The sequence below is a fragment of the Martinezella sp. CNPSo 3957 genome, from assembly GCF_057784395.1.
Genome location: NZ_JBXSOU010000005.1, coordinates 164,096 through 187,800, shown reverse-complemented (window position 1 = coordinate 187,800; position 23,705 = coordinate 164,096). Strand labels below are relative to the sequence as shown.

Below are 23,705 nucleotides of genomic sequence, written 5' to 3'. Positions count from 1 at the left end.
AAACCGCTGCGCACTTTTCCTGGAAGTGCTCAAATGAACAGTTAAACCAGCGCCTTCAGGAAAGCGGTGAGGTCGTCCGTCACGTAGTCGATGTGGTCATCTTCGCCGGTCGTTCGTTCCCACCATTCGACGATCGTCGTCTCGAGATTTTGCGGTACGAGAAGCACGGTCTTCATGCCGAGCGCCTTGGGCACGGTGAGATTGCGCGGCAGGTCCTCGAACATGACCGCCTTCTTCGTATCGACGCGATGGAGGCTCATGAACTTGTCATAGGTGCTGCCGGCAGGCTTCGGCACGTAGTCGGCAGCGACGATATCGAAAATGTCGTCGAAGCCGTCGAGAATGCCGAGTGCGCCGGCCGTCGCCTGGGCGTGTTTGACGCTGCCGTTGGTGAAGATGAACTTGCGTCCCGGCAACGCCTTGATGGCGGCGGCGAGCTCCGGCTGCGGCGTCAGCGCCGAATAGTCGATCGCATGCGCCTTTTCCAGGAAATCGTTGGGGTCGATGCCATGATGGATCATCAATCCCTGCAGGGTCGTGCCGTGCTCGAGATAATATTGCTTCTGCAGCTTGCGGGCGTCTTCACGCTCCATCTGCAGCAGTGTCGAGACGTAAGCCGTCATGTTCTTGTCGATCTGCGCGAAGAGATCGACATGATGCGGATAAAGCGTGTTGTCGAGATCGAACACCCAATCGCGGATGCCGGCAAAATCTGAAGGTTCGGATAGCGTTTTTGTCTGGTTCATGCCCGTCTTATGGCACGCACGGTCGGCACGGGGGAAGGAAAATATTCATGCTGCTGCATCCCCGGCCATAGGAGAGATTGCCGTGCGATTCAATGCCGGCTATGATTTTACTATTGATTTCCGGGGTTTTACGCTATTTGCCATGTGAGGGAGAGCTTACGCTCTTTATGGTCGCGGAGGGGAAATCGCCCGATTGGGCTTTTCGGAGGGGATGCGATGGGTCAAGTGGAAAAGGCGCTGGAATTTGCGCGGCTGCACAAGAAGGGCGAGCCGCTGATCCTTTTCAATATTTGGGATGCTGGCTCTGCCAAGGCTGTCACGGAGGCCGGCGCCAAGGCGCTGGCAACGGGGAGTTGGTCGGTCGCCGCCGCCAACGGTTTCGGAGACGGACAGGCAATTCCGCTATCGCTGCTGGCGGTGACCGCCAGGCTGATTTCGGTGACGAGCCCGTTGCCACTGTCGGTCGATTTCGAGGGCGGCTATGCCATCGAACCCGAGGAGGTCGCCGCCAATGTCGAAAAGATCATGGATCACGGCGCCATCGGCATCAATTTCGAAGATCAAGTGATTGGCGGTCAGGGTGTTCATCCTATCGAAACGCAGGCGGCACGCATCCGCGCCATCCGTGAAATGGCCGATCGCCGGGAAATACCCTTGTTCATAAACGCCCGCACCGATCTTTTCCTGCAGGAAAGCGATACGGCGCATCATCAGCTCCTGCTGGATGACGCCTTTCAGCGCGCCGATGCTTTTGCCGAGGCTGGCGCCAGCGGCTTCTTTGCACCGGGCCTGGTCGAACCGGATCTGATTGGCGCCCTTTGCGAACGTTCGCCACTGCCGGTTAACATCATGGTGCGCCCAACGACCCCGGACAATGAGACCATGGCAAAGCTCGGCGTCAGCCGCATCAGCTATGGGCCGGCTCCCTACCGCTCGGTCATGGGAATGCTGAAAAGCGAGGCCGAAGCGATCTATCGGCCGTCCTGACGGACCTGCCAGCGCTTCGCAATCAACATTTGCGAAGCACCTTTGAGACATTGCAGGCTAGGCTGATTTACGGAACGATCAGCGTGCCCGCGCCACGCTCCGTGAAGATTTCGAGCAGCACGGAATGGGCCGTCTTGCCGTTGAGGATGACGACGCCCTGAACGCCGGCCTTGATGGCGTCGATGCAGGTCTCGACCTTCGGGATCATGCCGCCGGAAATCGTGCCGTCGGCGATCAAGGCATGGGCCTGGGCGACGGACAATTCCTTGATGAGCTGACCCTGCTTGTCGAGGACGCCCGGGACGTCCGTGAGGAAAAGCAGGCGCGTGGCACTGAGCGCACCGGCGATCGCGCCGGCAAAGGTATCGGCATTGATGTTGTAGGTCGCGCCGTCGCGGCCGGGGGCAACAGGGGCAATGACCGGGATCATCTCGGACTTGGCAAGCAGGTCGAGCAGCGTACGGTCGACTTCGACCACTTCGCCGACGAAGCCGAGATCGAGCACGCGCTCGATGTTGGAGTCCGGGTCTTTGATGGTCTTGCGCGCCTTTTCGGCAAAAACCATGTTGCCGTCCTTGCCGCAAAGGCCGATCGCCCATTCGCCGGTCTGGTTGATCAGCGCGACGATTTCCTTGTTGATCGAGCCGGCGAGCACCATTTCGACGATCTCGACCGTCTTCTGGTCGGTGACGCGCAAGCCGCCTTCGAACTTCGATTCAATACCCATCTTCGTCAGCATGGCGCCGATCTGCGGGCCGCCGCCGTGGACGACGATCGGGTTGACGCCGGACTGCTTCAGGAGCGCGATATCGGCTGCAAAGGCCTTGCCAAGCTCGACATTGCCCATGGCATGGCCACCGTATTTCACGACGATGGTCTTGTTTTCGTAACGCTGCATATAGGGCAGCGCCTGTGCGAGCAGGTTGGCTTGGAGTTCGCTTTGGGCTTCGGACATGGTGCACCCTTCGAAATTGTTCGCGGGCCTTTTATCTCAAGTTTTTGACAGAGGGAATAATGATCTCGCCAATAAAACATGTCGCGCGAAAGTGCGCAGCGGTTTTGCCGCAATCGCACACGCGAAATCAAAGATCTAAAGCGCGAATGCCGATCTGAAAGAGCGCGCTGTGCTTTCATTGACGCTATGTCACATTAGCGTCGCGGAAATTGATGGTGCGGACACGTTTGCCGAAGCGAAGTTTTCTTCTAAAGATGGTGCAGGCGTCGCACCCTGGGGATTTGGATGGCGAGCGAGGAGACGGAAGCGCTGATCGGCCGCGTCGCCATGCGCGATCAGAAAGCCTTTGCCGCGCTCTACAAGCGTACCAGCCCGAAACTTCTCGGTGTTTGCCTGCGTATCGTCGGCAACAAAACGGATGCGGAAGAGGTTTTGCAGGAGGTCTATATCAAGGTCTGGCAGCGAGCCGAACAATTTGCTGTTACGGAAGGGCCCGCGATGCCCTGGCTGACGGCAATAGCGCGCAATCGAGCCATCGATTTCGTGCGTGCTCGCAAGCCGGTAGCCGATGAAATAGACAGCGCCTACGATCTCGCCGACCTGGAACCCGGCCCCGAAGAGCAAGCAATCGTGAAGGGGGAGGGAAGGCGGATTGACAGGTGCATGGAAGAGTTGGAAGCTGATCGCGCGCGGGCGGTCCGCAGCGCCTATGTCGAGGGCTTGAGCTACCAGGAGCTCGCCGACCAACACGCTGTACCATTGAACACGATGCGCACCTGGCTGCGTCGAAGCCTGATCAGACTGAGAGAGTGCATGGACCGATGAGTACGCCCGATCAAAGCAAGGGAGGCCGCTCCCGCGATGAAGTCCTGGCCGGAGAATATGTGCTTGGCGTGCTCTCCCTGGAGGATCGACAGAAGGTCGAGCGCCGGATGCGCAGCGACCGCCAGTTTGCCGCCATCGTCAGCCGCTGGGAACAGAACCTCTCGGAATTCAATGAGGAATATGAAACGGTGACGCCGTCTTCTTCGGTCTATCCGAAGATCGAGAAGCGGATTTTCGGTGACGTGGCATTCGGTGCCCAGCTCTGGAACTCCCTTTTGGTCTGGCGCTCGATGGCCTTCGGTTCGCTGTTCTTGGCGGCCGGCGTTCTCGTCTTTGCCATAACCAATGAAGGTGCTCTGCGCGGAACATCGGGCAAGCAATTGACGGCATCGCTTTCCGGTCAGAATAGCCCTATCACGCTCCTCGCCAATTACGACGTTGCCAATGGGCGTTTGAAGGTGACGCCGGTGGCTGCGGGCAAACCCGAAGAAAAGTCGCTGGAGCTCTGGCTGATTCGTGGCAGCGATCCCGCCGAGGCGCTTGGCGTTCTGCCGCAGGGTGGCGATGGTGAAATCGTCCTCCCGCCGGAGCTTCACAGTAAATTGACGGAGGGCGCAATCATCGCCGTCAGCGTCGAACCCTTTGGCGGTTCGCCGACCGGCAAGCCGACGGGCGATGTGGTCGCTTCCGGCACGATCCATTTGCCCTGACGAATTTCCGCTCGCGAAAAGCGATCCAAGCTGAAACTGTTTGAAAGCGTGCTCCGTATCTTCTTCCGACCCCGCCCGATCGGGGCAATAGAGAGGAAGAGGAGACGTTATGATCAAGACCGTATTTCGCATTGCTGCCGCAGCCGCAATGTTGTCCGTTGCGAGCAGCCTTGCCTACGCCAAGGACCCGATGGTCGGTGGTGCTGCAATGTATGCCAGCAAGAACATCATCCAGAATGCCGTGAACTCCAAGGACCACACGACTCTGGTCGCAGCCGTGAAGGCGGCCGGTCTCGTTGACACGCTTGAGGGTAAAGGCCCGTTCACCGTCTTCGCACCGACGAATGAAGCGTTCAAGCAGCTGCCGGCGGGCACCGTCGAAACGTTGCTGAAGCCCGAGAACAAGGAGAAGCTGGTCAAGATCCTGACCTGCCATGTCGTGGCTGGTGATGACATGGCGGCCGCCATCCAGAAATGGGCAAAGAGCAAAGGCGGGGAATACGATCTGAAGACCGTCGGCGGCTGCACGATCAAGGCTATGGCCAAGGGCGACAAGCTGACGCTGACCGACGAAGCGGGCGGCGCCGCTCACATCACCATCGCCGACGTCAAGCAGTCGAACGGCGTAATCCATGTCGTCGACAAGGTGTTGTTGCCGAAGATGTGATCCTCATCGGCAACACGGCCGTCGTCTCCTGATACGAGGTCAGGGGCGGCGGTCTCATTGTATCGATGCGGTCTTCAAACCTGGATGCCGACCGTTAGGCCAATGGCTTCGCGCAATTCCTGAAGTCCAAGGCCCTTTTCCGAAGACGTCGCAAGAATGCCGGGATAGGCGGCCGGGCGCTTGCGGATTTTTTCGGCGGTATCAGCGAGCAGCTTCGGTATGCCCGCCTCCTTGATCTTGTCGGTCTTGGTCAGCACGATCTGATAGGAAACGGCGGCCTTGTCGAGAAGGTCCAGAACCTCCGCATCGTTCTTCTTGATAGCGTGGCGGCTGTCGATCAACACATAGACGCGCTTCAGCGTCGTGCGCCCGCGCAGATAGTCGAAGACCAGCTTCGTCCAGGCATCGACCTGATCCTTCGGTGCTTCGGCATAGCCGTAGCCGGGCATGTCAACCAGAGCCATCGGCGGCAGGTCGCCAGCCTCGCCGGAAAAGCCGTCGGGAACGAAATAGTTGAGCTCCTGTGTACGTCCGGGCGTATTCGACGTGCGCGCCAGTCCCTTATGCCCGACCAGAGCATTGATCAGCGACGACTTGCCGACGTTGGAGCGGCCGGCAAAGGCGATTTCCGGCGGCCCTTCCGGTGGCAGAAATTTCATCGACGGCACGCCGCGAATGAAAATCCACGGGCGCCCGAAAAGCGGCTTGTCGTCTTTGGTCGTCTGGTCTGCCATTCTCTCGATCTTTGCTTGGTTTCGTGGATTGGCTTCAAGCTTTTGTCCGCGAAAGTCAAGTTTGGATCGGCATTTGGCTTCGTGCCGCCGAGCTTCGGTGTCGGCCAAGGAGCCGGTAATGACTAGCCACAGCACTTGGCAGCATTCGCTGATCCACAGCAGGTTGCCGCTTGGGTCTGTTCTGCCAGCCACCGGTCACGTGGTTTGCAGCTGGCTGCGCGGGCAATGAGCTCGACATAGACGGCATCGTCGCCGATAACAGGAGTTGATGCGCAGTAGAGCTGCATCGGCTGCAACCCGTCGCTCACCTCAAAGGTCAGCCTCGCGGAGCCGTCGAGCTGCACGTGCTCGGAAACTTTGCGGATGATAGCGGCGAATTTGCCCGCCGGCATATGCGTGCGGTTGCCTTCCTCGATATCCCAAAGCTGCACGAAAATCTCAGCCCATGCTTCCGGGTTGGCCCCGCAGTCCAGTGCCGAAAACTGCCCGGCCTTAACTTCTGTGACGTGATAGCCCGGCCTCACCGGCCGACCGTCATAGCGGAATACAAGGGGCAGATCGCCGGCAACGGCCAAAGTCTCAAGCAGAAGGCCGAGGTTGATATCCGAAGGCAGGCTCTTGTCGATCGCATTCATTTGATGTACTCCATATTTCAACATTTCAAGGATTGTTGAAATATGGATGAAGGTCAAGCCCTCGCTTCGTTCGGCGCACTCTCTCAGGAGACCCGCCTGCAGATCGTCCGCATGCTGGTCGTTGCCGGTCCTGATGGGATGGCTGCGGGCATGATTGCAGAGAAGCTCGAGGTATCGCCCTCGAATGTTTCGTTCCATCTGAAGGAACTGGATCGGGCCGGCCTCATTGGCCAGCAGCGGGAATCCCGCTCTATCGTCTACACCGCCAATTACGATGTGCTCGGAGGTCTCGTCCGCTTCCTGATGGAAGACTGCTGTGCGGGGCATCCGGAGGTCTGCGCGCCGGCGGCGCAAGTCGCTGCCTGCTGTGTACCAGCTGCGGCGGGTAATGTTCCATGAATATGCTGATCTGAGGTCCGAAGCCGTGACATCTTTTCCGCTTTCGCGCCGCCTTGTCTCGGAGGCCTTGGGCGCGGGCCTTCTGGTCGCGACGGTCGTCGGTTCGGGAATCATGGCGGACAGGCTGACGAGCGATACGGCGCTTGCGCTGCTCGCCAATACGCTGCCCACGGGCGCGATCCTCGTCGTGCTGATCATCGTCCTCCGTCCGATATCCGGCGCTCACTTCAACCCGGTGGTATCGCTCGTCTTTGCGATACGCCGCGAGCTGACCGCGATGTCGGCTTTGGGCTATGTCGTCGCCCAGATCCTTGGCGGGATTGCGGGGACGATCCTCGCGCATGCCATGTTCGAACTGCCGTTGCTGCAGGCCTCGACAACCATCCGCAGTGGCGGCGCGCAATGGCTGGCCGAGGTGACGGCCACCTTCGGCCTCGTCTTCGTCATCCTCTCCGGCCTGCGGTTTCGCGCCGACGCCGTGCCATGGCTGGTCGGCCTCTACATCACGGCTGCATACTGGTTTACCGCTTCCACTTCTTTCGCCAATCCGGCTGTCGCAATCGCTCGCTCGCTGACGAACACCTTCGCCGGCATCCGTCCTGTCGATCTGCCGGGTTTTATCGTCGCGGAAATCCTCGGCGCATTGCTGGCACTGACGCTTGCGAACTGGCTGCTGATGGATGCCCGCAATCCTCAAACTCTCGCTGAAACGGAAACCGTCCCATGACCATGGATGTTACGATCTACCACAATCCCGACTGCGGCACCTCGCGCAACACGCTGGCGATGATCCGCAATGCGGGCATCGAGCCGACCGTCATCGAATATTTGAGAGATCCGCCAAGCCGCGATGATCTCATCAAGATGATTGCCGATGCGGGTTTGACCATCAGGCAGGCGATCCGCGAAAAGGGCACACCCTATGCCGAGCTCGGCCTCGATAACCAGGATCTAACCGATGCCCAGTTGCTCGATGCCATGTTGAAGGATCCGATTCTGATCAACCGCCCGTTCGTCGTTACGCCCATGGGTACGCGTCTGGCCCGGCCTTCAGAAGTTGTCCTGGATATCCTGCCCGATACGCATAAAGGCCCGTTCACCAAGGAAGATGGCGAGCTGGTTCTCGACGCCGACGGCAAGCGCCTTGTCTGAACGCGTGCCGCTTCATGCCGTGTTTGCGCTCGGCATCACGCAGATCATCGGGTACGGCACCCTCTATTATAGCTTCAGCATCCTTGCGCCCGATATGGCCATGCAGTTCGCATGGTCGAGCGAATGGGTCTTTGGCGCACTGTCGGTCGCGCTTCTGGCAGGCGGCCTTACCGCGCCGTGGCTGGGCGTGCTGTTCGACAGGATCGGTGCCGCACGGGTGATGACGATCGGCTCCTTCGTGGCAGCCGCAGCTCTGGCCGCTTGCGCCCTAGCGCCTAACAAGGCGGTCTACGTCGTCGCACTCATTGCGATCGAGGTTGCCGCCAATCTGGTCCAGTATGGCGCGGCCTTTGCGCTGCTCGTGCAAATCCGACCACAGGTCGCTTCCCGCAGCATAACCTATCTGACGCTGATTGCCGGGTTCGCCTCGACAATCTTCTGGCCGACAACCACGGCGCTCCATGCGCATCTCGCCTGGCAGAACGTCTATCTGGTTTTCGCCGCCCTCAACCTCTGTATCTGCCTGCCAATCCACGCATGGTTGTCGCGTCAGGGATCCACGCAGGGCGCGAAGGCATCGACCGTCGCTACGCGCGTCGAGGGGGTATTGCCACCTGCCCGCCGTCGCCTCGGCTTTGCGATCATGGTTACGGGTTTTTCGCTGATGTCGCTCGTCAGTTCGGCCATTCTGGTGCATCTGGTGCCGCTGCTGTCTGGTCTCGGCCTCGGCGCGACCGCCGCTCTCGTGGGGACACTCTTCGGCCCGTCGCAGGTCGGCAGCCGCCTCATCAACATGGTGTTCGGCAAGAACCTGCCCGCACTCCATCTGGCCGTGATCGCCTCGATGCTGATCCCGGGCGGAGTGCTGGTGCTTGTGCTTTCTGCTCCCTCCGTACTCGGCGCCATGGCCTTCGCGATGATCTTCGGCATGGGCAACGGCCTCCTCAGCATCGTCACCGGCACGCTGCCTCTGCATCTTTTCGGCAGCGATGGCTACGGAAAGCTACAGGGGAAGATGATGGCGGCACGGCTGATCCTTTCAGCTCTCGCCCCGTTCGTCCTAGCCTTCGCGATGCAGAATATCGGCATCACGCCGTCACTCGCCATCGCGGCCGCTCTGGGTGGGCTTTCCATCGCTGCTCTATCTTCCATCGCAGCATTGCGATGACCGTTATTGGCGGTACATCGGTGCCGGAGTTCGCGCCGATGGCACCTGTCGCCACAAAAGAAAAAGCCCTGCCGAAGCAGGGCTTTGTCGTCATTTCGATGGCGCCGGTTTTCGTTTGAAGAGGCCCTTCAGATTGTCGAAGAGTTCCACCTTCACGCCATGGCGCTTCATGATGATCGACTGCTGGATGACCGAGAGCGTGTTGTTCCAGGCCCAGTAGATCACGAGGCCGGCCGGGAAGCTTGCCAGCATGAACATGAACACCAGCGGCATCCAGTTGAAGATCATCGCCTGGGTCGGGTCCGGCGGCGTCGGGTTCATGCGCATCTGGAAGAACATGGTGACACCCATGATCAGCGGCCAGACGCCGAGATGCAGGAAGGTGGGAGCCGCAAACGGCAGCAGGCCGAAAAGGTTGACGATCGAGGTCGGATCCGGCGCGGAAAGGTCCTGAATCCAGCCGAAGAACGGCGCATGGCGCATCTCGATGGTGATGTAGATCACCTTGTAGAGCGAGAAGAAGATCGGGATCTGCAGAAGCACTGGCCAGCAGCCCGCGATCGGATTGATCTTCTCTTCCTTGTAAAGCTGCATGGTCGCCTGCTGCAGGGCCATGCGGTCGTCGCCGAACTTGGCCTTCAGCTCCTCCATCTTCGGCTGCACGCGCTTCATATTCGCCATGGAGGCATATTGCCGGCTGGCGAGCGGGAAGAAGAGCGCCTTGACGACGATGGTGGTGCAGAGGATGGCGACGCCGAAATTGCCGAAGTAGCGGAAGAAGAAATCCATCAGCTTGAACATCGGCTTGGTGATGAAATAGAACCAGCCCCAGTCAATCAGGCGGTCGAAGCGCGGGATCGAGTAGCTGGTCTCATAGCGGTCGATGACCGGGACTTCCTTGGCGCCGGCGAAGACCAGGTTCTTCAGATCCTGCGACTGGCCGGGAGCGATGGTGACCGCATCCTGCTTGTAATCGGCCTGATAGCGCGGAGTGCCATCGGTAAAGTGCGAGAAGCGGGCGTCATAGGCTGTCGCCTGCGGCGGCACGATGGTCGCAGCCCAGTACTTGTCCGTCATGCCGAGCCAGCCGCCGGTCGCCTTGGCGGGCGTCGTGGCTTCCTTTTCGGTCGAGGCGTATTTGGTTTCGATCAAACCATCATCGCCGATGACACCGATAAAGCCTTCGTGCAGAACGTAAGCCGACGGCGTCTCGGGCTTGTTGTAGCGCGTGACGCGGCCGTAGCTCGACAGAGAAACTGGAGCCTGGCTGGCGTTGGCGATCTTGTCTGTGATCGTGAACATGTAGCGATCATCGACGGAGATCGTCCGGCTGAAGGTGATGCCCTTGTCATTGGTGTAGGAAAGCGTCACCGGCGTCTTGTCGGTCAGCTTGTCGCCGCTGGTAAGCTTCCACACGGTCGAGGGGCCGGGGACTGCGCCCGTCGCGTCGCTGCCGACATAGCCGAGTTCGGTAAAATAGCCGTCCTTGGTGTCCGCCGGGCTGAAAAGCGTGATGATCGGGCTGCTCTTGCTGACGGTCTCGTGGTAGGCCTTGAGCTGGAGGTCGTCGAAGCGGGCGCCTTCCAGGTTGATGGAGCCGGCAAGCGCGGGCGTGTCGATGGTGACGCGCGACGAAGCGGTCTTGGCCACGGACTGCTCGAGGGTGAGAACCGTCGGCGCCGTCTGGCCACCTGCGGGCAGCGAACCGTTGACCGCAGTGCCCGCGGGAGCTGGCTGCGTCGTCTGGGCCTGCTGCGCCTGCTGATGCTGCTTGGCGGCCTGCTCGGCCTGACGCTGCGCTTCGAGGCGTGGGTTCATATAGAAAAACTGCCAGCCGAGAACAATCAGCACAGACAGTGCAATTGCAATGAAGTAATTGCGGTTGTTTTCCATCATACTTTCCTGGAGCGGTCCTTTTCCGACCGCCGGTGTTTCGGCCTGGTTTCGATGCGGCTTACGAGTTCGCTCGCCAGTTTTTCGAAAGGCGCGGTCAGCACCTCGCGTCGCGCGACAACCACATAGTCGTGTCCGGGCTGCATTGCAAATCCGGCGTGAAGCCGCACGGCTTCTTTCAGCCTGCGCCGCATGCGGTTGCGCTCCACCGCGTTGCCATGTTTTTTGGTAACGGTAAAACCGACGCGGGGTTCGGCGTCGGCGGTCTTGCGGTCCAGCATTTCGATGAGGAAGAAGCTGCCTCTGCGCTTCTCGCCTTCGCGGACTGCAAGAAACTGCGGCCGGCTTTTCAGCCGCCCGACAGTCTTTTTTGGTCGTTCATTCGTCAATTTGCCCGCCATCCTGGATTATCGGGCACTTCGGCCCTTAGGCCGAAAGACGCTTGCGGCCGCGGTTACGGCGAGCGGAAAGAACCGCACGGCCGCCCTTGGTGGCCATGCGCGCACGGAAGCCGTGGCGACGCTTGCGGACAAGCTTGGATGGTTGGTAGGTACGCTTCATTTATTTAAACACCGCGGAGTGCGGCCCTTCTTGAGCTTTGCTTTACAGCAAGGAGCGTTGTTGATTATGGCGAACGGACTTGGCCCGCAAATGCAGGCTCCATGACCGGACGTGCGCGGGCTTATACGGATCAAGCCTCCGGAAGTCAATTATATGGGTGCAGATTCCTTTAAGGCAGGCAATTTCGCGCGATCGGCGGCGGCTGATCGCCATCTGGCTGCCGCTCCCCGGGGCGTGCGCGCAACCTTGAATATAAATTGCATAACTTCTAAAATATACGGATAGTATAGTGAAGAATGTCAGGCGCTTGGATTAAAGATAACTCAATATAACATTAATGATTTTAGCCGATATCTAGCTTTGTGCGGTAAAACCCATCGGTTTGTGGGGGATGGGATCTGCGCCGGAGGGGTATTGTGAAAATTCGCGGCAAAATTAATCTGCTTGTATCTGTCATGGCCGGGGCGGCGCTAATGATCGGCGTCACTGCGCTCTATGCGTTGCATCAATATGACCAGAAATTACAGAGCTACGAGCAGACGGCGAGCCGCGCTTACATGGGCGAGCGCTTGAATCGTTACGTGACCGCGGTCGTGATGGAAGCGCGGGGCATTTATGCCGCTGCTGCCGCAAAGGATGTCAAACCCTTTGCCGATGGGCTGATGGCCGATCTCGACGAGATCGACAAGGTGCTTGCAAGCTGGGCGCCCCTGGTGCCGGAGATGCAGCAGCCGGAATTCACCAAGCTGCAGGCCCGTGCCCAGGAGTTTCGCACCTTTCGCACCGAAACGGCCAGGCTCGGCGTGACCGATGGCCCGGATGCCGCCGGCAAGCAGGGCAACAACGAGGCGAACCGCGCCAACCGCAAGGCTTTTCAGGCTGAGATAGATGCGATTGTTCAGACCGACAAAGCGGAGCTTGCAAAGGCAGAGACCGAGATTGCAGACTTTCACAGCAGCGTCTTGTGGGTCGTGCTCGGCATCATGGTCGCCGGTATCGTAGCCGGCGTCGGCCTCGGCGCCTATATTGGAACCGTCCATCTGAGCCGCCCGATCCGCAGGGTGACCGATGCGATAAAGGATGTCGCCGACGGCCATTTCGACATCGAAGTGCCATTTGCCGGCCGGAAGGACGAAATCGGCGAGATGGCGGCGGCCGTCGACGTCTTCAAGGAAAACGGCAAGGCCGTGCGCCGTATGAATGCCGAGGAGGCGGCCTTGCGCGCAAAAAGCGACGAGCTTCAGTCGAGCATGTCTCTCGCAGTCTCTGCCGCCGCGGCCGGCGATTTCAGCCACCGCATCGAGAAGGACTATGGCGACGTCAACCTCAATCGTTTCGCCGGCAATGTGAACGAGCTGCTTGTGAGCGTCGACACGGGTATCGGTGAGGTCCGCCGCGTCATCGCGAGCTTGGCCGAGGGAGACTTGACCCAGGCGATGAAGGGCAATTTCCAGGGCGCCTTCGCCGAGCTGCAGCAGAACGTCAACGCGACATTCGAGACGCTGAAAAGCACCATGAGCGAAGTGCGCGGCACCACCGGTTCGATCAATTCCAATACGAACGAGCTCCGTCACGCCAGCGACGACCTTTCCAAGCGCACCGAACAGCAGGCGGCTGCTCTGGAAGAGACCTCGGCAGCGCTCGACGAGATCACCTCCGTCGTTCAGAATTCGACGGAACGGGCGCGTGAGGCGAGCGTCATGGTGAGCGAAGCCAAGGACGACGCGGCTCGCTCCGGCACGGTGGTTCGCAACGCGATCGACGCCATGGGACGCATCGAGCAGGCATCGGGCGAGATCAGCCAGATCATCGGTGTGATCGACGACATCGCCTTCCAGACCAATCTACTGGCGCTGAATGCCGGCGTAGAGGCCGCACGCGCCGGCGATGCGGGCAAGGGCTTTGCCGTCGTTGCCCAGGAAGTGCGTGAGCTCGCCCAGCGCTCCGCCACCGCGGCCAAGGATATCAAGGCTTTGATCGGCAAGTCCGGTAACGAGGTGCAGGTCGGCGTCAAACTGGTGCAGGCAACCGGTGAGGCGTTGTCCTCCATCGAGGCCCGCGTGCTGAAGATCAACGATCACATTCACTCGATAGCGACAGCGGCACGCGAACAGGCAACGGGCCTGTCGGAGGTGAACAAGGCCGTCAATCAGATGGATGAGGTCACTCAGCGCAATGCCGCCATGGTCGAGGAGACTTCGGCCGCGACCCATCGGCTGGCGGCCGAAGCGGATGGCCTTGTCCAGCTCGTCTCGCGCTTCAAGGTGGACGCAGCCAATGTTTCCTCTCCCGTTCCAGCACGCGCCGAGACGCATCGTCCGGCCGCTTCGCCGGCCCGACGCATGATCGACAGGGTCGCGTCCGCCTTTGGCGGCGGGACGCTTGCTCCGGCTGCAGCGGCGCCAGGCTGGGAAGAGTTCTGATCCGTCAGACAATGAGGCCGGCTGCGGCGCCTGAGCGTCGCTCCCGGCTTTCGTCTTCTGTCAAAATCCCAAGCCGATTGGAAAAAGCTCCACAATCGCCTATTATGTAGTTTCGATCAGGTCGCATCAGATCGCTTTTTAAGCGAAGCGGGACAATTGAAATGGACAGTGGGCAGGACAAGGATGCCGTAAAGGACGGCAAGGTCGAGAAAGGCCGCCTGTCCCAGCTTTGTCGTCCCACAGGTATTTTCGGCGGCCTTTCCGGCAAGCTCCTCATCCTCACCGTCGTTTTCATTTCGTTGGCGGAAGTGCTGATTTTCGTGCCTTCGGTCGCCAATATGCGACTGCGGTGGCTGCAGGATCGGCTGAACACCGCCGCTGCCGCTGCCATCGTCATCGACGGTCTGCAGCCGGCTGAACTGCCGCGTGCTCTGCAAAAGGAGACCCTGATGGCGACGGGCACGCGGGCTATCGTTCTGCGCAAGGACGGCACGTCGCGCCTGCTGGCTACAGCCGAGATGCCGGCTGCCGTCGATGAGAAATACGATCTCAGCGACGTGTCCCAGCTCACCGCCATCAAGGATGCGCTCGATACGCTGCTCTTCGGCGGCAATCGCATCATCCGCGTGTTCGGTCCGGTTGGCGGCGATGCCAATACGGGCATCGAGGTGGTGCTGAAGGATACCCGGCTGCGCAATGCGATGCTTGCCTATTCGACCAGCGTCTTCTTCGTCTCCATCCTCATCTCGCTGTTCACCGCAACGCTGATCTTCTTTGCGATCAATCGCATGATGATCCGTCCCATCCGCCGCCTGACCGACAGCATGCAGGCCTATTCCGATGATCCGGAGGATCCCGGCCATATTCTTGTGCCGGAGAAGGGGCGGGACGAGCTGGCCGTGGCCGGCCGGCATCTCGCCGCGATGCAGTCGCAATTGCAAAAGACTCTCAAGCAGCAGAAGAACCTGGCTGCGCTCGGATTGGCGGTGTCGAAGATCAACCATGACATGCGCAATATCCTCTCGGCCGCGCAGCTGATGTCGGACCGTCTGGTCGATGTCGACGACCCGATGGTCAAGCGCTTTGCTCCGAAGCTGTTGCGCACCATCGATCGCGCCGTTGGCTATACGACCGAGGTTCTCTCCTTTGGCCAGACCTCTGAGTCGGCCCCACGCCGGCGCAAGATTCGCATATTCGAACTCATTGAAGAGGTTCGCGATATCTTGGCGATCGATCCGGACAGCGGCATCGAGTTCATCGTGCAGCTCAGCCCGGATCTGGAGGTCGATGCCGACAGCGAACAGCTCTTCCGTGTCATCCACAATCTCTGCCGCAATGCCTATCAGGCGCTGATCGCTTTCGGCGAAGCGGAACCCGATAGCGTCAGGCGAATCACGGTTTCGGCGCATCGGATTGGCAGTGTCGTCAGCATCACCGTCGACGATACCGGCCCGGGCATGCCGCAAAAGGCGAGGGAGAACCTGTTTACGGCCTTTCGCGGTTCGGCGCGCTCGGGTGGTACCGGCCTTGGCCTCGCGATCGCCCGTGAACTCGTCCTTGCCCATGGCGGCACGATTGCGCTCGTCGAAAAACCGGCGGCCGGCACGCAGTTCCGCATCGAAATTCCCGACCGCCCGGTATCCCTCGATGATTACCGCAGCAGAAGCCTGCAAGAAAACTGATTGTTTTCAGTTATTTGACGTCGCTATGCACGAAAATTGCGATCTTTTTCAGAAATCCACTTGCATTCCCTCAAGGGAGGCTTTAGAGAACCGCCCACGCCAACGGTTTCTTCCGTTTCGGCCACGCACCCGTAGCTCAGCTGGATAGAGCACCAGACTACGAATCTGGGGGTCAGGAGTTCGAATCTCTTCGGGTGCGCCATTTTCCCATTTTCACTGCATCGATACCGAAATTTGCCGCCGATGGTTGCCGGGACTACGCCGGTTCCGCTCGAAACCGGGATGCCGGAGGAAAGACCGTGGCGTCACATCGTGGTGAACGATTCCCTCTTCTGCGACCGACTTCTCGATGAAAAGCCCGGGAGAGTGATAATGCGGATCATCAGACGCGCTACATTTGTTGACATCTCCTTGTCGTAACATATACAGTTACATCAAGGAGTCATTTGGAATGAGCGCAAACAGCCGCCTTACCGTTGCCATTCACATCTTGTCGTGGATGGCCCTCGTAGCACGAAACCGCGCCGATCCCGTAACCTCGGAACGGATTGCGCTGAGCGTGAACACCAATCCCGTCGTGATCCGGCGTACTCTTGGGCTTTTGCGTACGGCGGGCCTCGTCAGAAGTCATCGCGGCGTGAATGCGGGATGGACGCTCGCCAAAAGCGCCGCCGCAATTACGCTGGGCGACGTATCTGCGGCGCTCGAGCAGGGAGGGCCATTTGGCCTACATGCTTCGCCACCCAATCCAGGCTGCCCGGTCGGGCGAGGAATTCAGCCTGCGCTCAGCCGTGTGTACAGTTCTTTGGATCATCTGATCCAGCAACATCTCGCGAAAACGACCATTGAGCAGGTCCTCGCCGATACACTTTCGGCGACACCTGGATCAAACAGAATTTAGATCCTGCCAATAAGACGGTGCGGCAGGTGGATGTCTTGTAACTATAAATGTAACAAAAACGATTACATCAAGAGGAAGGGAAGGCTGTAAAATGGATATGCGTCTGCTCGTGCTCGCCTTTGGCACCTTTTCGATCGGCACTGACAGTTTTGTCGTCGCGGGCATTCTGCCGGATGTTTCGCGCTCACTTAATATCGGGGTGACTGCGGCCGGGCAGATGATCACCGTCTATGCTCTCGCCTATGCCCTGATGACGCCTGTCATGGCCACGCTGACGGCGCAATGGCCGCGCCGGACCGTGCTTGCAGGCGGTCTCGTCGTCTTCATTGTCGGCAATGTGCTGACGGCAATGGTTTCTACGTTCGATCTCGTTCTGGTAAGCCGCGCGTTAGCAGGCCTAGGCGGCGCCATGTTCACTCCGGCCGCAAGCGCTATGGCAGCGGGCCTAGTCACGCCTGAGCGACGCGGTCGGGCTCTGGCCATCGTCATGGCGGGGTTGAGCGGAGCAACCGCGCTTGGTGCGCCGATCGGAACCCTGGTCGGCAGCCTTGGCGATTGGCGGTTGACGATGTGGTTTGTCGCCGCCTTGGGTCTGCTGGCCTTAGTTGGCGTCCGACTGCTTCTCCCGCAAACGGCGCCTCCGCCACGCTTGCGACTTGCGGAACGGCTGGCGCCGATCGGCGACCTCCGTGTAGCGATGACACTGCTTACGACCCTCTTCGTGCTAACTGGCCTTTATACCGTATACAACTATATCAGCCTTGCCTTCGAGCGTGCCACCGGTGGTGATGGGTCGCTTCTGGCAGCCCTGATCTCGATATGGGGAATTGCCGCGTTAGCTGGCAATCTGGCTGCCGGCGTCCTGACAGACAAGTTCGGAAGCCGTAGGATCATCAATGCCGCCGCGGCGATCGCTGCGCTGGATTTTGCCCTCATGCCGGTGACGAGCGGTACCTTTGTCGGCGCGAGTGTCACGCTCATAATCTGGGGTTTCGCCGGTTGGGGCGTCCTGGTTCCGCAGCAGCATCGCCTCATCGGCATCGCACCCACCAAGGCGCCCCTTCTGATCGCCTTGAACGCTGCTGCGATCTACATCGGCGTCTCGGCCTCTGGTGCACTCGGTGCAGCAGTCCTCCAAGTGCTTGATCCACGTTTTCTGGGTTTGGTTGGAGCTGTTCTGATTTTTGCCGGTCTTTTGACCGCAGAAGTCGCCCACCGCCTCATAGTGCGCGGTACCGCGCCCGCTGTGCCGGCCGCGGCAACGGACAGTTCGCGCGCTTCCTAATCCCAAGGAGTTCGGCCTTAACGGAGGATCTACGATGACTTCCAAGCTTTATCTCGAGGATTTTACCGATGGGCAGCGATTTGAAGCGGGGCCGTTCCATATGGAAGCCGACGCGATTATGCGCTTTGCTGCCGAGTTCGATCCGCAACCCTTCCATCTTGAACCGGCGGCAGCCAAAACATCATTCTTCGGTGGGCTAGTGGCAAGCGGCTGGCATACCGCCGCTGCCACGATGCGCCTGCTGGTGGATGGCGGGCTTCCGATCGTCGGTGGCGTTATCGGCGCCGGTGGAGAAGAAATCCGATGGCCGCGTCCTGTACACCCCGGCGATACTCTGCGCATCGAGACGGAGGTGTTGGAGGTGAAGCCATCGCGATCGAATCCCGCGCTTGGTCTGCTTAAGGTACGTCTGCGCACCCTCAATCAGCACAACGAAGAAGTCCAAGTCGCGGTCGCCAACATCCTCGCCCCGAGGCGAAATGCTCGAGGGTAGCATCCATTCGAGGCAGGCCCGGTCGGCCCATATATGCGATCTTGGCAAGCTAAAGAACGGACCGTGCTTGGAAGGTTTGAAAGTCGCTCTTCAGAGGGCTGCTGTAGAGTGGGCGTAGTTCTCATCATCACCTGAGATGTGCGCCATTTTTCCATTTGTATTTTTGACTGACGGCATGATGTTTGTGCCCCATGGACCTGCCGTCGGATAATCGCGGCAGGCGTTGAGGGCCTTCACGTCTCTTTGCGTCGCTCAACCCTGCCGCTTCGTTTCCGGCCCATGATCCGCTCTTAGCGGCAATTCCGGCAAGAACAACAGCGCGATCAGCGCCAAGGCCACAATCGCAGTGCCAGTCGCAAAGGTCATGGCGATCGCATGTCGATAGAGCGCTATCGCGGCGTCATGCGCTTCGGGGGAGGCGGTGGCGAGCTGCTTCATGCCGGCTTCGGTCAATGAGGAACCATGCATCCCGTCGAGGGCGCCGCCGGCATTCTGTACGCGATAGGCAAGAATAGCGCCGGAGCCGGTGACGCCGATGAGGCCTCCGAGCGAGCGGAAGAAGGCGAGCGTCGCCGTCCCCACGCCACGATGGGCCGGGGGGAGGGCATTCTGTACCGCGATCGTCATTGTGGGCATGACGAGGCCAAGGCCGAGGCCGAGCGCAAAGACCGTCGGCTCGATGATCCAGAAGCCCTGGCTGGTGGCGGCAGCCCAGGCGAGCACGGCAAAGGCGACGGTTGCGAGGCTGAGGCCGCAGAGCTGCGCCGGCTTGTAGCGCCCGAAGCGATGCAGCAGCACACGCCCGTTGACCATGGAGGAGATGACGACGCCGATCATCAGCGGACCGGTGAGCAGGCCGGAATGCGAGGGGCTGACCCCCATGACCATCTGGAAGAACAGCGGAAAGAAGAGGCTTGCTCCCAGCATGCCCATGAAGGTGAGGGCGAGCACGACGCAGGCGACGACGAAGAGCCGGTTGCGGAAGAGATCGGGCGGCAGCACCGGCTCAGGCTCACGCCGGATATGCAGGATGAAAAAGACGAAGAGAACGAGTGCAAGCGCAGAAAGCCCGAAAATCTCGGGCGAGTTCCAGGCCCATTCATTGCCGCCGAGCGCGAGCACCAGCAGGAAGGTCGTCGTACAGCTCGTCAGCAGAGCCGCGCCGGGATAGTCGATGCGGCGGCTACGCGCCTGATGCGGCCGCTTGAGTGCTCGGCCGATCATGACGAGGGCGACCGCGCCGATCGGCAGGTTGACGTAGAAGATCCAGTGCCATGACAGAAGATCGGTGATGACGCCGCCGGCGATCGGGCCGATGACGCTGCAGACTGCGAAGACGGCCGCGATCGAACCCTGATTGCGTCCGCGTCTTGCCGGCGGCACGATGTCGCCGATGATGATCTGCGCCAGCGGCAGCAATCCGCCTGCGCCGATGCCCTGGATCGCTCGGAAGATGATGAGCTGCATCAGCGTTTGCGCCATGCCGCTCAGCACCGAGCCGAGAAGAAAGATGAGGATTGCCGCATAGATCATCGGCTTGCGGCCGTACTGATCGCTGAGCTTGCCGTAGAGCGGCATGGTGCTGGTCGAGGCGAGGACATAGGCGCTGACCACCCAGGAGAGATGCGTCAGGCCCCCGAGATCGCTGACGATGCGTGGCAGCGCCGTTGCGACGATGCTCTGGTCGATGGCGCCGAGGCCGAGAACGATCATCAGCCCGAAGATAACGGCGCGGATCTCGCGGCGATCGGGCGGGACGTCTGCTGCCGAAGCCAATGGCGTGGCACTATCCGGAAGCGGCGCATTCATTGCCCGATCTCCATGAGCGGTTCGATGGCGGCGCGAATGGCGGCGCGCTGCTGCGGCGACAGTTTGGCGAGTTCTGAGGCGAGCCAGTCCGTTCTCCGCCGTTTCAGGCTGCGGATGATTTCCTCACCTTTCTCGGTCGCCACCAGGCCATTGCGGCGACGGTCGCTCGGGTCCGGTTCCGAACGGGCAATGAGGCCATCCCGCTCCATCGCCTTCACATGGCCTGAAATCGTCGGTCCTCTCAGTCTCTCCAGCCGAGCTAGTTCGGCAACGCCGATGCCTGGCTGTTGGATGATGGCGACGAGCAGCAGGGCATGCAGCGGCGACAGATCGGCCTCGTCGCTCTCGCGCCGCAATTGTCGATAGAGTCGATGGAGTGCAGGGCGCAAAGCCTCGGCCAGCGCGTAGGCATCCTCGTGGCCCTGATGGGGGTCGGCTTTACCCATTACGTCTCTCACTGATAGATAGATAGGCTTCCTATCTATAGACCTATCGCGTGGCATGTACTTGCGCAAGCAATAATATTGTGAAAGATTTTCAATCATTGCGCGTTGTTCATCAGTATTACGACTCGACGGGAGGAGAAGAGCTGTGAAACGATTTCTGACAACCGTAACAGTAACTGCCTTGAGTGCCCTGCTTGCCGTTACGTCTTTCGATCCGGTGGCCGCCGCCCCAATCCAGCCGCTAACCCAGCCGGCCATCCAGCAGACGGGTGAGCAGCCCGCCGGCCTGACGGAAGTTCAATACCGTCATCACAACAGGCACTATCGCGGGCGGCATCGCCCCCATTATCGTCCGCACTATCGCCCCGGCTACTGGCACGGCCATCGCGGCTATCGCTATCATCGCCCCGGCTATCGGCGTCATGACGGCTGGTGGTATCCGATGGCCGCCTTCACAGCCGGCGCGATCATCGGCGGGGCCGTAGCACAGCCGCCGCGCGGCAGCGCGCATGTCCGCTGGTGCGCAAGTCGCTACAAGACCTATCGTGCATCGGACAATACCTATCAGCCGACCAATGGTCCGCGGCGTCAGTGCGTCAGCCCGTAATGTGAAACAGATCGAAATCCCTCTCCGTTCTGTGGAGGGAGATTTCTTTCAGACCGCTGCGGCAAGGGCTGTCTCAGCCGGTCAACTGTTCGGAAACATCCCACAACCGTCGCCAGATGGCCTGATCGCGGGCATGAGCGGCAATCTTGGCTCGCACCGGCGGGCCTTTGAGTTCATAGAAACCGTTCGGGCCATACATGGCGCCGCCTTCCGCCTCCGGCGCGGTCGCCGCAAAGAGGGTCGGGAGGGCGCCGGCTGCTGCCGTATGCGATAGAAACGGCCCCAGCAATCTTGTCGCGATTTCGAGGCTGCCGGCCCGATCGCGGCCCATGCGCGGACCCGTGGTCTGCAGGCCGGTCGCGGCATAGCCGGGATGGGCGGCAATGCTTTTCAGCTTCCAGCCTTCGGCGCGTGCGATGCGATCGAGCTCCAGGCTGAAGAGCAGCGTTGCCAGCTTCGATTGGCAATAGGCGGGCCAGGGCCGATAGCGCTTGCGCCACTGCAGATCGTCGAAATTGATCCTGCCGCTGCGATGCGCCAGGCTGCTGACCGTGACCACACGCGGATTTTCGGCCGCAGAGACCTTCGGCAGCAGCCGCATCGTCCAGGCGAAATGGCCAATATAATTGGCGCCCATCTGCATCTCGAGGCCATCCTCGGTCTCGTGCCGGTCCGGAATGGCCATGACACCGGCATTGTTGATGAGCAGGTCGATGTGCGGCAGCCTATCAGCGATGCGGGTTGCCGTGCGCGCGACGGAATCGAGGCTGGTAAGATCGAGCGCCTCGAATGTCACGTCTGCGCCCGGTGTGGCCGCACGGATCCTGGCGAGTGCCTCGTTGGCCCTGGCCTCATTGCGCGATGCGATGACGACCTTGGCGCCGGCCGCTGCCAGAGCCTTTGCCGCCTCGTAGCCGATACCGCTGTTGGCGCCGGTAATGACTGCGATGCGGCCTGTCTGCGGCGGAATATCTTTCACTGTCCAGTCTGGCATTGCGGGCTCCTGTGAAGAGATTTGGCATTTGCCCATTGTATCTGGTAATTCATATACTAAATGCAAGTTTGCATCGAATGAAAATATAGAAGCTCGAAATACGCGACAACACTTGCGTATCAGGGACTTTCCGTAGCCGGATGGCGCGGCATGCCTTTGAATTGCCATGCTGTTCGGCACTCATCATGCCTTGTGGCCGAAGATTGGATTTGCGGAATGACGACAAAAACCTCATGCGCTGATTTTGTGCAGTTCTTCCGCTCCTGGGTGAGCAATCCGATGCGCGTTGCGGCGGTCGCGCCCTCGGGCGAGAGTCTGGCAAGACTGATGACCCAGGAGATCGGGCCGGTCGATGGCCCGATCCTTGAGCTCGGTCCAGGCACCGGAGTATTCACCCGGGCGCTGCTGGCGCGAGGCATTCCCGAGAGCGCGCTGACGCTCGTCGAGTTCGGCGAGGAGTTTGCCGTCCGCCTGCGTGAGCGTTTTCCGGCGGCGAGGGTCGTGCATATGGATGCGGCGCAGCTCGGCCAATGCGGTCTTTTCGATGACGCGCCGTTCGGCGCCGTCATTAGCGGCCTGCCGTTGCTATCCATGCCGCCCGCCAAAGTCGCGGGCATCGTCGGGGGTGCCTTCGAAACGATGAAGCCGGGAGGAGCTTTCTATCAGTTCACCTACGGCCCGCGCTGTCCGGTACAGAAACCGATCCTTGAAAGCCTCGGGCTCACTGCAAAGCGCATCGGCGGCACCGTGCGCAACATTCCGCCGGCCGGCGTCTACAGGATATCGCGGCAAAATCCTCTGGAGCTCTCGATCATCGGCTCCAAATATCGTAGCACCGGAGAGAATGCCGGAATCAGCGCCTGAAGCCGGTAAGGCCGATTTGGGCGGCCTGAAGTGAATGCCGGGGGTAGAGGATGGCGAAAAAGCCGGATGTCGACAGCGCGGTAAAGGAAGGCCGGCGCGAGCGCAAGCGCCGTCAAACCCGCGAACGCATCGAAGCCGCCGCCCTGAAGCTTTTCCTCGAGCGCGGCTTTGACGCTACCACGATCGAAGATATCACAGAGGCGGCCGACGTTTCCAAGCGTAGCTTCTTCGATTATTTCCCCAGCAAGGAAGAGGTCGTTGCCGCCTGGCAGGATGGTTTTGCCCGCGAGTTGATCGCAGCGGTCGCCGCACAGCCCGAAGATGCTTCGATCGTCGAGGTCATCGAAGCCGCCGTCAATTCCGCCCTTCAGACTGCCATCGTCGATCCGCAAAGCCTTGCTCTCGTCGCCCTGATCCGCAATACGCCAACTCTTCAAGCCCGCGATCAGCTGAAATATGCCAAGCTGGAGAGGAAGCTCGCGGACGCGCTGTTTGCCCGCAGCGGCAGCCAGGGGGAGCGTCTGCGCCTCGGCATGCTTGCGGCGGCGGTCGTGGCAATGCTGCGCATCGGCGGTGAGCGCTGGACGCAATCTCCGCAGAATGCTTCGGTGGAGCAGTTCGCTCGCACCATGTTCGATGAGCTTTGGGCAGCGCTTGCCGATCTGGGCGAGCAGGTGCAACGGCGCCCATGACTGCGCCGGGCTAACCCAGGGAAGCCGCCCTGATCGGTCGCGACGCATCGTGCATCGCGATGCATTGCATATGCCGC

At 60.2% G+C, this 23,705-nt stretch carries 26 protein-coding genes and 1 tRNA gene; 17 read left to right on the top strand and 10 right to left on the bottom strand.

Annotation, left to right across the window (positions count from 1 at the left end):
* Positions 1-41 precede the first annotated feature (41 nt).
* The gene (locus AC13QE_RS14680) at positions 42-746 is read right to left on the bottom strand and encodes a pyrimidine 5'-nucleotidase (protein ID WP_132715706.1); all 705 of its coding nucleotides are present in this window, start codon (positions 744-746) and stop codon (positions 42-44) included.
* 216 nt (positions 747-962) lie between these two features.
* Between AC13QE_RS14680 and AC13QE_RS14675 the strand changes: the two genes are divergently transcribed.
* Complete coding sequence (locus tag AC13QE_RS14675; protein WP_132715707.1) at positions 963-1,733, top strand: isocitrate lyase/PEP mutase family protein; 771 nt, start codon at positions 963-965, stop codon at positions 1,731-1,733.
* 67 nt (positions 1,734-1,800) lie between these two features.
* On the opposite strand, the gene argB is transcribed toward AC13QE_RS14675, so the two are convergent.
* Entirely contained in the window at positions 1,801-2,688 is an 888-nt protein-coding gene (argB, locus tag AC13QE_RS14670) for an acetylglutamate kinase (RefSeq protein ID WP_015338657.1), read from the bottom strand.
* A gap of 285 nt (positions 2,689-2,973) precedes the next feature.
* Between argB and AC13QE_RS14665 the strand changes: the two genes are divergently transcribed.
* From AC13QE_RS14665 to AC13QE_RS14655, 3 genes are all read left to right on the top strand, one after another.
* Positions 2,974-3,513: a sigma-70 family RNA polymerase sigma factor gene (locus AC13QE_RS14665; protein ID WP_132715708.1), complete on the top strand. Its 540-nt coding sequence runs from the start codon at positions 2,974-2,976 to the stop codon at positions 3,511-3,513.
* Positions 3,510-4,223, top strand: a complete 714-nt coding sequence (locus AC13QE_RS14660) for an anti-sigma factor (protein ID WP_112336646.1) — start codon at positions 3,510-3,512, stop codon at positions 4,221-4,223. The genes AC13QE_RS14665 and AC13QE_RS14660 overlap by 4 nt, the downstream gene beginning before the upstream one ends.
* Before the next feature lie 109 nt (positions 4,224-4,332).
* Complete coding sequence (locus AC13QE_RS14655; RefSeq protein WP_488484213.1) at positions 4,333-4,890, top strand: fasciclin domain-containing protein; 558 nt, start codon at positions 4,333-4,335, stop codon at positions 4,888-4,890.
* 74 nt (positions 4,891-4,964) lie between these two features.
* Here AC13QE_RS14655 and yihA read toward each other — a convergent pair whose 3' ends face one another.
* Together yihA and AC13QE_RS14645 are read right to left on the bottom strand one after the other, a co-directional pair.
* Positions 4,965-5,624 (bottom strand): ribosome biogenesis GTP-binding protein YihA/YsxC, encoded by a 660-nt coding sequence (gene yihA, locus AC13QE_RS14650; protein ID WP_488484212.1) that lies wholly within the window; start codon positions 5,622-5,624, stop codon positions 4,965-4,967.
* A 122-nt stretch (positions 5,625-5,746) separates the two neighbouring features.
* Entirely contained in the window at positions 5,747-6,259 is a 513-nt protein-coding gene (locus AC13QE_RS14645; RefSeq protein WP_488484211.1) for a DUF6428 family protein, read from the bottom strand.
* Between the two features lie 42 nt (positions 6,260-6,301).
* On the opposite strand from AC13QE_RS14645, the gene AC13QE_RS14640 reads away from it, so the two are divergent.
* Genes AC13QE_RS14640 through arsK form a run of 4 tightly spaced genes read left to right on the top strand, consistent with a single transcriptional unit; the run spans position 6,302 to position 8,978 of the window.
* Positions 6,302-6,658 carry an ArsR/SmtB family transcription factor gene (locus AC13QE_RS14640; RefSeq protein ID WP_488484210.1) on the top strand — a complete coding sequence of 119 codons (357 nt, stop codon included), beginning with the start codon at positions 6,302-6,304 and terminating at the stop codon, positions 6,656-6,658.
* 25 nt (positions 6,659-6,683) lie between these two features.
* Positions 6,684-7,385, top strand: a complete 702-nt coding sequence (locus tag AC13QE_RS14635; RefSeq protein ID WP_488484209.1) for an aquaporin — start codon at positions 6,684-6,686, stop codon at positions 7,383-7,385.
* On the top strand, positions 7,382-7,810 hold the full coding sequence (gene arsC / locus AC13QE_RS14630; protein WP_488484208.1) for an arsenate reductase (glutaredoxin): 429 nt from the start codon (positions 7,382-7,384) through the stop codon (positions 7,808-7,810). Before AC13QE_RS14635 ends, arsC begins: the two co-directional genes overlap by 4 nt.
* A complete protein-coding gene (arsK, locus tag AC13QE_RS14625) occupies positions 7,767-8,978 on the top strand; it encodes an arsenite efflux MFS transporter ArsK (protein WP_488484207.1) in 1,212 nt (403 codons plus the stop codon). The genes arsC and arsK overlap by 44 nt, the downstream gene beginning before the upstream one ends.
* A 90-nt stretch (positions 8,979-9,068) precedes the next feature.
* Here arsK and yidC read toward each other — a convergent pair whose 3' ends face one another.
* From yidC to rpmH, 3 genes are read right to left on the bottom strand one after another with little or no spacing between them, the layout of a single operon-like run.
* Positions 9,069-10,871, bottom strand: coding sequence for a membrane protein insertase YidC (yidC, locus tag AC13QE_RS14620; RefSeq protein ID WP_488484206.1), 1,803 nt, complete (start codon positions 10,869-10,871; stop codon positions 9,069-9,071).
* Positions 10,871-11,272 carry a ribonuclease P protein component gene (gene rnpA, locus AC13QE_RS14615; RefSeq protein WP_015338668.1) on the bottom strand — a complete coding sequence of 134 codons (402 nt, stop codon included), beginning with the start codon at positions 11,270-11,272 and terminating at the stop codon, positions 10,871-10,873. Before rnpA ends, yidC begins: the two co-directional genes overlap by 1 nt.
* A 25-nt stretch (positions 11,273-11,297) precedes the next feature.
* Positions 11,298-11,432 (bottom strand): 50S ribosomal protein L34, encoded by a 135-nt coding sequence (gene rpmH, locus AC13QE_RS14610; protein WP_041677194.1) that lies wholly within the window; start codon positions 11,430-11,432, stop codon positions 11,298-11,300.
* 416 nt (positions 11,433-11,848) lie between these two features.
* Here rpmH and AC13QE_RS14605 point away from each other — a divergent pair, with 416 nt between their 5' ends.
* The 6 genes from AC13QE_RS14605 to AC13QE_RS14580 all read left to right on the top strand — a co-directional run bounded on the left by AC13QE_RS14605 (position 11,849) and on the right by AC13QE_RS14580 (position 18,216).
* A complete protein-coding gene (locus AC13QE_RS14605) occupies positions 11,849-13,855 on the top strand; it encodes a HAMP domain-containing methyl-accepting chemotaxis protein (RefSeq protein ID WP_488484205.1) in 2,007 nt (668 codons plus the stop codon).
* 161 nt (positions 13,856-14,016) lie between these two features.
* Entirely contained in the window at positions 14,017-15,537 is a 1,521-nt protein-coding gene (locus tag AC13QE_RS14600) for an ATP-binding protein (RefSeq protein ID WP_488484204.1), read from the top strand.
* 125 nt (positions 15,538-15,662) lie between these two features.
* A tRNA-Arg gene (locus tag AC13QE_RS14595) sits at positions 15,663-15,739 on the top strand.
* A gap of 249 nt (positions 15,740-15,988) precedes the next feature.
* Positions 15,989-16,438 carry an Rrf2 family transcriptional regulator gene (locus AC13QE_RS14590; protein WP_488484203.1) on the top strand — a complete coding sequence of 150 codons (450 nt, stop codon included), beginning with the start codon at positions 15,989-15,991 and terminating at the stop codon, positions 16,436-16,438.
* Between the two features lie 91 nt (positions 16,439-16,529).
* Positions 16,530-17,723 (top strand): MFS transporter, encoded by a 1,194-nt coding sequence (locus tag AC13QE_RS14585; RefSeq protein ID WP_488484202.1) that lies wholly within the window; start codon positions 16,530-16,532, stop codon positions 17,721-17,723.
* Between the two features lie 34 nt (positions 17,724-17,757).
* Positions 17,758-18,216 carry a MaoC family dehydratase gene (locus tag AC13QE_RS14580; protein WP_488484201.1) on the top strand — a complete coding sequence of 153 codons (459 nt, stop codon included), beginning with the start codon at positions 17,758-17,760 and terminating at the stop codon, positions 18,214-18,216.
* A 252-nt stretch (positions 18,217-18,468) separates the two neighbouring features.
* Here the strand turns inward: AC13QE_RS14580 and AC13QE_RS14575 are convergent, their stop codons facing one another.
* Positions 18,469-20,025 (bottom strand): MDR family MFS transporter, encoded by a 1,557-nt coding sequence (locus AC13QE_RS14575; RefSeq protein WP_488484200.1) that lies wholly within the window; start codon positions 20,023-20,025, stop codon positions 18,469-18,471.
* Positions 20,022-20,471: a MarR family winged helix-turn-helix transcriptional regulator gene (locus tag AC13QE_RS14570; RefSeq protein ID WP_488484199.1), complete on the bottom strand. Its 450-nt coding sequence runs from the start codon at positions 20,469-20,471 to the stop codon at positions 20,022-20,024. The genes AC13QE_RS14575 and AC13QE_RS14570 overlap by 4 nt, the downstream gene beginning before the upstream one ends.
* A 145-nt stretch (positions 20,472-20,616) precedes the next feature.
* On the opposite strand from AC13QE_RS14570, the gene AC13QE_RS14565 reads away from it, so the two are divergent.
* Positions 20,617-21,078 (top strand): BA14K family protein, encoded by a 462-nt coding sequence (locus tag AC13QE_RS14565; RefSeq protein WP_488484198.1) that lies wholly within the window; start codon positions 20,617-20,619, stop codon positions 21,076-21,078.
* A gap of 73 nt (positions 21,079-21,151) precedes the next feature.
* On the opposite strand, the gene AC13QE_RS14560 is transcribed toward AC13QE_RS14565, so the two are convergent.
* Positions 21,152-22,072, bottom strand: a complete 921-nt coding sequence (locus tag AC13QE_RS14560) for an oxidoreductase (protein WP_488484197.1) — start codon at positions 22,070-22,072, stop codon at positions 21,152-21,154.
* 216 nt (positions 22,073-22,288) lie between these two features.
* On the opposite strand from AC13QE_RS14560, the gene AC13QE_RS14555 reads away from it, so the two are divergent.
* Positions 22,289-22,936, top strand: coding sequence for a class I SAM-dependent methyltransferase (locus AC13QE_RS14555; protein WP_488484196.1), 648 nt, complete (start codon positions 22,289-22,291; stop codon positions 22,934-22,936).
* 50 nt (positions 22,937-22,986) lie between these two features.
* Complete coding sequence (locus AC13QE_RS14550; protein WP_488484195.1) at positions 22,987-23,628, top strand: TetR family transcriptional regulator; 642 nt, start codon at positions 22,987-22,989, stop codon at positions 23,626-23,628.
* Positions 23,629-23,705 lie beyond the last annotated feature (77 nt).

Bases quoted from the DNA above. Each gene is read 5' to 3' on its own strand.
- AC13QE_RS14580 (WP_488484201.1), top strand. From the start codon at position 17,758: ATGACTTCCAAGCTTTATCTCGAGGATTTTACCGATGGGCAGCGATTT.
- arsC (WP_488484208.1), top strand. From the start codon at position 7,382: ATGACCATGGATGTTACGATCTACCACAATCCCGACTGCGGCACCTCG.
- AC13QE_RS14680 (WP_132715706.1), bottom strand. From the start codon at position 746: ATGAACCAGACAAAAACGCTATCCGAACCTTCAGATTTTGCCGGCATC.
- rpmH (WP_041677194.1), bottom strand. From the start codon at position 11,432: ATGAAGCGTACCTACCAACCATCCAAGCTTGTCCGCAAGCGTCGCCAC.
- AC13QE_RS14600 (WP_488484204.1), top strand. From the start codon at position 14,017: ATGGACAGTGGGCAGGACAAGGATGCCGTAAAGGACGGCAAGGTCGAG.
- AC13QE_RS14570 (WP_488484199.1), bottom strand. From the start codon at position 20,471: ATGGGTAAAGCCGACCCCCATCAGGGCCACGAGGATGCCTACGCGCTG.
- AC13QE_RS14645 (WP_488484211.1), bottom strand. From the start codon at position 6,259: ATGAATGCGATCGACAAGAGCCTGCCTTCGGATATCAACCTCGGCCTT.
- rnpA (WP_015338668.1), bottom strand. From the start codon at position 11,272: ATGGCGGGCAAATTGACGAATGAACGACCAAAAAAGACTGTCGGGCGG.
- yihA (WP_488484212.1), bottom strand. From the start codon at position 5,624: ATGGCAGACCAGACGACCAAAGACGACAAGCCGCTTTTCGGGCGCCCG.
- AC13QE_RS14550 (WP_488484195.1), top strand. From the start codon at position 22,987: ATGGCGAAAAAGCCGGATGTCGACAGCGCGGTAAAGGAAGGCCGGCGC.
- arsK (WP_488484207.1), top strand. From the start codon at position 7,767: ATGGCGAGCTGGTTCTCGACGCCGACGGCAAGCGCCTTGTCTGAACGC.
- AC13QE_RS14590 (WP_488484203.1), top strand. From the start codon at position 15,989: ATGAGCGCAAACAGCCGCCTTACCGTTGCCATTCACATCTTGTCGTGG.
- AC13QE_RS14675 (WP_132715707.1), top strand. From the start codon at position 963: ATGGGTCAAGTGGAAAAGGCGCTGGAATTTGCGCGGCTGCACAAGAAG.
- AC13QE_RS14555 (WP_488484196.1), top strand. From the start codon at position 22,289: ATGACGACAAAAACCTCATGCGCTGATTTTGTGCAGTTCTTCCGCTCC.
- AC13QE_RS14655 (WP_488484213.1), top strand. From the start codon at position 4,333: ATGATCAAGACCGTATTTCGCATTGCTGCCGCAGCCGCAATGTTGTCC.
- AC13QE_RS14585 (WP_488484202.1), top strand. From the start codon at position 16,530: ATGGATATGCGTCTGCTCGTGCTCGCCTTTGGCACCTTTTCGATCGGC.
- AC13QE_RS14665 (WP_132715708.1), top strand. From the start codon at position 2,974: ATGGCGAGCGAGGAGACGGAAGCGCTGATCGGCCGCGTCGCCATGCGC.
- AC13QE_RS14660 (WP_112336646.1), top strand. From the start codon at position 3,510: ATGAGTACGCCCGATCAAAGCAAGGGAGGCCGCTCCCGCGATGAAGTC.
- AC13QE_RS14575 (WP_488484200.1), bottom strand. From the start codon at position 20,025: ATGAATGCGCCGCTTCCGGATAGTGCCACGCCATTGGCTTCGGCAGCA.
- AC13QE_RS14640 (WP_488484210.1), top strand. From the start codon at position 6,302: ATGGATGAAGGTCAAGCCCTCGCTTCGTTCGGCGCACTCTCTCAGGAG.
- AC13QE_RS14560 (WP_488484197.1), bottom strand. From the start codon at position 22,072: ATGCCAGACTGGACAGTGAAAGATATTCCGCCGCAGACAGGCCGCATC.
- yidC (WP_488484206.1), bottom strand. From the start codon at position 10,871: ATGGAAAACAACCGCAATTACTTCATTGCAATTGCACTGTCTGTGCTG.
- argB (WP_015338657.1), bottom strand. From the start codon at position 2,688: ATGTCCGAAGCCCAAAGCGAACTCCAAGCCAACCTGCTCGCACAGGCG.